The sequence below is a fragment of the Shewanella sp. 30m-14 genome (assembly GCF_052977125.1).
Window position 1 is genome coordinate 21795 of the sequence record NZ_JBRILW010000042.1, and the last position, 6300, is coordinate 28094.

Genomic DNA, 6300 nt, shown 5'->3' on the forward strand with positions numbered 1-6300 from the left:
AAGGGGCCTTTTTTATCCCATCTTAAAGTGAGTTAAGAGTTAGATAACATCAACTGTAAGAAACGTTTAGCCGCTACACTAGCCTGACTGCGCAACATCACCACACTAAAGCAGACATCCAACTTCGGCATATCGACAGGCTTAAAGATATGTAGCTCATTCCTCATCGTTTCATCCAATAAGGCTACCTGAGGAGTAAGGGCTAACATCTGCGAATGCTGCATCGCCGCTTTAATCGGCGAAAAAGCGTCATAATGCAAAAGCCCTGCAAAGTCACTGCGATATTGAAACAAGAGATCACCGAACATATCAACGACACCAGCAGGTAAGTTTCTTGGAATGGCGATCGGGAATTGACGAATATCATTTAAACTCAAAATGTCACGTTTAGAAAGGGGATGATCTTTTCTGGCACAAAACACCGCATTATAAGTGGGCAAGTTAAAGCTTTGTACTAACGCCTCATGACCTATCTCCTCCCCCCTCACATCGGTAACCAATAGAGATAATTTTCCCTGTAGCAATTTGACCAAATTATTCTGCCACGTGCCCTCTTCTAACTCTATATGCACATCAGGATGGCGATCGATAAAGCGCCCGATTGCAGGCCCAAGGATAGTATTAGCTGGAACCGGGCTAGTCCCAATTGCAAGATGTCCGCTGCTTTTACCCTGTAGGTATTGTAATTCCTTGCGTAGCGTGTCGACCCCTTGAATAATATTTTCACTATGATTGAGCACCAACTCACCCGATGCCGTCAACGACATCGCTTGATGACCACGGTTCAAAAGCTCTGTCCCTAGTAACCCCTCTAAACGCTGAATACTTCGGCTCAATGAAGGCTGTGCCAAGTTTAATCTCTGCGCCGCCTTCTGATAATTTCCTTCTCTAGCCAGTACAGTAAAATTTCTCAAATGTCTAAATTCAATCATGACTCATCCGAAGTCAGCAAATTTAACAGAAACACAACATACAACTGTTAAATATTTTGAACAAGAAGCTCACTGTTACAACTTGTATCCATCCGCATGCAATACACACAATCCACAACAAAAGTTAACCAGCTGTTATTAAAGGGTAAAGATGAATACCCAACCTATTTACATACAAAATGCGTATCGCTTTATACGCATAACGCATTAGCCCGCAACACTATTCTGCAGTTAAAAACGCACAGCGACATTAACAATTTCGCAACAACGAATAACAAGGAATGGACCATGAAACTCAAGAAAATTAGCGTAGTCACAATGGCTGCGTTATACGCTACTGGGTTAGGGACGTTAGTCGCGGACCCTTTATCCATAGACACCACTAATGGTGGTAATAGCGAGCTTATCGGAATAAAACTCACACCAGAGCAAATCGAACAATATAAAAACAAGCCAAAACATCCTGGTGTTAATCAAGGTAACCGCCCTGGGCAAGTTGGCATGAACGTACATCGTGCGGCTAAAGGCAGCAGCCATAAGGCGCCTTTCGTATGGGAAGACGAGATTGAAGGGGAGCACACCTACATCATCCAGTTGATGGATGCACCGATTGCATTGTATCAAGGTGAGCGACCTGAGTTCGCCGCGACCTCTCCTCGTAGCCAACAACCATCGATGCGCAGCAGTGAGCGCTTCGGTACACTCGATGTTAAAAGCCCGGCAGTAAAAAGCTACCGTAGCTACCTAACTGAAACCCAAGACTTAACAGCAAGTAAAATCAGAATGGTCGCACCGCGCGCCGAGATTAAGCGACGCTTTAATATTGCTTTAAACGGTATGACGATGACCTTAAGCCAGCAAGAAGCGGCTAAAGTGGCAGACTTGCCAGGCGTTAAAGTCGTGAGTCGTGCTAAAGAATATAAGCTATTTACTGATGTAGGCCCTAAGCACATTGGTGCTGATATGGTTTGGCAAGGCAGTGGTGTCCCCGATGGCGTAGAGATGCGCGGTGAAGGCATCGTTGCCGGTATTATCGATACGGGTATTAACTCGGATCACCCATCATTTGCTGCAGTAGCAGGCGATGGTTATGTACATACAAACCCACTGGGCAAAGGCGAGTTTGTCGGTGACTGTGTTGAATATCCAAACATGTGTAACAGCAAACTAATTGGTGTACGCTCATACGATATCATTACCGATACCTTTAAAGATCCAGTATTCCAGCCAGATATCCCAGAGTGGGAAGCTGACTATAAACGTGCCCCCAATGGTGAAGATTACAACGGTCACGGCTCACACACAGCCGGTACCGTAGCGGGTAACGTACTGCACGATGTAGCCTACCAGTTAGCAGGAATGACTGAGAAATCAGATGGATTTGATACCCCATTAGTCTTCCCTGAAATTTCAGGTGTAGCCCCTCGAGCCAACATTATTGCTTACCAAGTATGTTACCCAGGTGGTGGTTCATTTGGTGAGACCTTTGGTGGCTGTCCGGGTGATGCACTGGTTGCAGCGATTGAAGATGCGATTGTTGATGGCGTTGATGTTATCAACTTCTCAATTGGTGGCCTTGAAAGCTTACCTTGGTACGATGCGATTGAAATGGCTTTCCTATCAGCACGTGAAGCGGGGATCTCAGTTGCAGCATCTGCAGGTAACTGGGGCCAATACGGACCATCATATATCGACCATGTCTCACCTTGGTTAACTTCTGTTGCAGCGAGCACTCACGGTCGCCAAATTGAACCTGTAGCTGGCCGCATTGGCGACTATGTTGGTGCTGGTGCACCTGATGATATTGAAGGTTACGGTATCACCGGTGATTTTACGGGTAACTTAGTTGATGCTGCGAATTTTGGTGATGAACTTTGTTTAGAGCCATTTGCTGAAGGGACGTTTACAAGTGACGATATTGTCCTGTGTAAGCGTGGCGATATAGCCCGCGTACAAAAAGGCGTTAACGTTGCTGAAGGTGGTGCTGGCGGCGTCATCCTCTATAACGCTATCTCTTGGGATGATGGCCGAGGCGGTAATAGCCTTAATTTAAACCCCTTCCCTATTCCTGGTATGCATGTCGATATGGCATCAGGAAATTCACTTGTGGATTGGGTCGCAAACTCAGAGTCTGCACCTCAGTTAAGTATCTATGCTTCAGAGATCACCACGACTGAACGTGAGGCTGATATATTAGCTAACTTCTCATCACGTGGACCAAGCACCACAAATCCAAATACTATGGTGCCCAACGTATCTGCACCGGGTGTAGATGTATTTGCCGCCTACTCAGATGAGATGCCATTTAGCTTGTACCCTGCGCCAAGTGACTATGTTGCAATCAGCGGTACGTCAATGTCTGGCCCCCATGTTGCGGGTGCATTAGCACTACTGACGCAGGCCCATCCTCAATGGACACCTGCGATGATCCAGTCAGCACTAATGATGACTGCACAATCAGGTAAAGCCTACAACAATGATTACCCTGCAGAGTTGGAAACAGCAAGCTTCCATCAAATGGGTAGCGGTGTCATCAATGTGGCTAGAGCGGTAAAAGCAGGTCTCGTCATGGATGAGAACGGTGACAACTATCGTGCAGCTAACCCTATGGAAGGCGGCGATGTAACCGCACTCAACGTACCTTATTTGGTTGATGCTGAATGTCAAAGCACCTGTACTTGGATGCGTACTTTTACTGCAACTAAAGACGGTGACTGGGACGTAAATGCAGAAGTGTTAGCGATGGAAGGCGCGCCGTTCTTGCAGCTAGAAGTCTATCCGCAGAACTTCTCTATTCTGGCAGGCGAAAGCCAAAGCATCATGGTGACGGCAACGGTATTAGATGTGACTTCGGTAAACGCAAGTTCAGCTAATCTTGATGTCTTCGGTAAAGTAAACTTAACCCCCGCAGATAAATCCATGCCAGACCAGTATCTGCCGGTTATTGCCCGCTTTAGCGGCTCAAAATTACCAGAAATGGTGTCAGGTATTATCCACCGCGATAACGGTACGATGCTCACTCCAGAGTTGATGACTAACGAGATTGCAGAGCTCAATGTTAAGGTTCACGGTCTCACAGCAGGTGATGTGGTTGAGCATCAGCTTAGCGCCGCTTATATCGATATTGAGGACCCTAGCACTCTGGTCGACAACTCAGGTATTAAGCTGCACTTCTTCGATGTGCCAGAAGGTACAGCTCGCATAGTATGGGAGCAAGTCTCTGAAGATAAAGCCGCTGAGACATCGTTAGATATCGGCATGGACCTCAATGAAAACGGTTTGGTTGAATGGTATGACGAAGCAATTTGTTATTCATTTACCGGTCTTCAAGAGTACTGCGCAATTAATAATCCAGTGCCAGGTCGTTATTGGGCCATGCTTGGTAACTTCAAACGTCCTTGGAGCGATGAAGAAGATACCTTGGATAACATTGTCACTAGCTTAGCGATTATTCCAAGCGTTGATAATGGTTCAGTGACTGTCACTGGTCCACAAACAACCAACGGTATCGATCCATATAACCTTAACATCAACTGGTCATTAAGCGATGCTAAACAGGGCGACCGTTTCTATGGCTTGGTTGAAGTCGGTAACAGTGCTGAAAATGTCGGTAACCTTGGAAAGATGGCGCTAAATCTAGTCCATGCGGGTGATGATGTAATGGTTAGCACCAGTCAGCAGCAAGCTAAAGAGGGTGACATTGTTCAAGTGAACGTAATGATGGCTCCTAACATGCTTGGGCTTGAGCGTGACGTCAATATGCAGTTAGAGCTCCCTGAAGGTCTACAGCTAATAGCGGACTCAGTTACTGCTAGCGGTAATAATCTCGACTTAACCGATAACCTTACGGTTGAAGGCAATCAAATTAGTCTTGCTACCATGCAGCCAGCCAGTAACACACAGGCACGAGAGTATCAGTTTACCACCAGCGATGACGACTTAACGTGTCGCATTCCTGTTGGCTCAAACCCTTACTATCTCGACTTGTTTGAGGAAGCATACATCGAACCTGTATTTGCTATTGCAGGTCGTGCAAACGAAACACTCACCATTCCGTTAAGTGCTTTTGGTGTCGATAGGATCCCACTTTATAATAACAATCCAGACTTTATGGAGAAGGACACCCTAACGATTTCACCAGCCGGTTTCATCCAGCTTGATAGTATGCCGCTATTCTGGCCACTGCACTTCCCAATGGACGAGCAGTTCTTCCCAGATACAGTGATTGCTCCACTTTGGCGTGGTGACGGTATGATTATGCCTGAGTTCAATATGGAGACAGAAGCCTACGACGGTGTATCACTGGCATCAACTACTGACGGTCGTTACTTGATTGTAGAGTGGGACAACATGCGCCAAGAGTTTGCCTTTGGTGTTAACTTTGACCCTGACTATGACGCTCGTTATAGCTTCGAGCTGTTAGCGTCTACCGAGCTTAACTTTGCCGCGGGTGAGCATGAGTTCATCTTTGCCTACGACACTATGACAGGAAAAAAATCGCACTTAGGCTCAATTGGTCTGCACGGTTTCCATGGTCCTCGTGGCACCTTCGGTCCAGCTTATGGCTATATCGGTGATAGCTTCGCCTTCAACGATGTTGACGAGAAAGTCTCTGAAGGTTTAGTGGTATGTGCCAACTACTTTGGTCCTGAGCAATCAGCCGTTGAGCTGTCATTCTCAGCTCGAGTGGGTGCTACCGCTGTGGGTCAAGATCTACAAATTGCAGTCGATAGCGACTACACAGGTAGTGATAGCATCACAACAACCGCAGCGCTAAAAGTACCAACCAACCTTGCGATTGGCGCCTTGAATAACATGAGTGTTGATGAGAACGCTAGCATCAGCTTTGAAGTCATGGTTCAAGATAAAGAGAGCACTGCCAATGGAGTTCAAGTGTCTGCTGAGCATGTAACCGCAGTCGTTGAAGGCAATATGGTGACGTTAACTCCAGAAGAAAATTGGTATGGCGAAACAGTGGTAACCGTAATGGCACACGACTTAGCCTTCCCTAATGACGCTGCACAAACGAGCTTCACCCTAACAGTGAACTCTGATGGTACAGAGCCGACTCCGCCACCAGCGGAAGAGACTCCAGATGAGCAACCTGAGTCAGATTCTAGCGGTGGTAGCTTAGGCTTCCTAGGTCTTGCTCTACTTGGTCTGCTTGCGACAGGTCGCAGAAAACAGCGTTAACACAGCTGTTCGACCAAGCGCTTTTACGAGCATTAAGGTTAAGTAATAGCAGCAATTGTTTTCACAACGCTTAACCTTTTTTTGGGCCCTCACTAGAGGGTAATGCCGATCATTTAGCAGTTTATTGATCGGTTGACCGATCTTTATAAGATGGCAAAATCCGAGTGTTTTTAAA

2 protein-coding genes are annotated in these 6300 nt (G+C 46.5%); one reads left to right on the forward strand and one right to left on the reverse strand.

Annotation, left to right across the window (positions count from 1 at the left end; translation table 11 throughout):
* Positions 1 to 32 precede the first annotated feature (32 nt).
* Positions 33 to 932 carry a LysR family transcriptional regulator gene (locus tag ACVBIU_RS20145; protein WP_447164608.1) on the reverse strand — a complete coding sequence of 300 codons (900 nt, stop codon included), beginning with the start codon at positions 930 to 932 and terminating at the stop codon, positions 33 to 35.
* 288 nt (positions 933 to 1220) lie between these two features.
* On the opposite strand from ACVBIU_RS20145, the gene ACVBIU_RS20150 reads away from it, so the two are divergent.
* The gene (locus ACVBIU_RS20150) at positions 1221 to 6125 is read left to right on the forward strand and encodes a S8 family serine peptidase (protein ID WP_447164607.1); all 4905 of its coding nucleotides are present in this window, start codon (positions 1221 to 1223) and stop codon (positions 6123 to 6125) included.
* Positions 6126 to 6300: the final 175 nt, after the last annotated feature.

Bases quoted from the DNA above. Each gene is read 5' to 3' on its own strand.
- ACVBIU_RS20145 (WP_447164608.1), bottom strand. From the start codon at position 932: ATGATTGAATTTAGACATTTGAGAAATTTTACTGTACTGGCTAGAGAA.
- ACVBIU_RS20150 (WP_447164607.1), top strand. From the start codon at position 1,221: ATGAAACTCAAGAAAATTAGCGTAGTCACAATGGCTGCGTTATACGCT.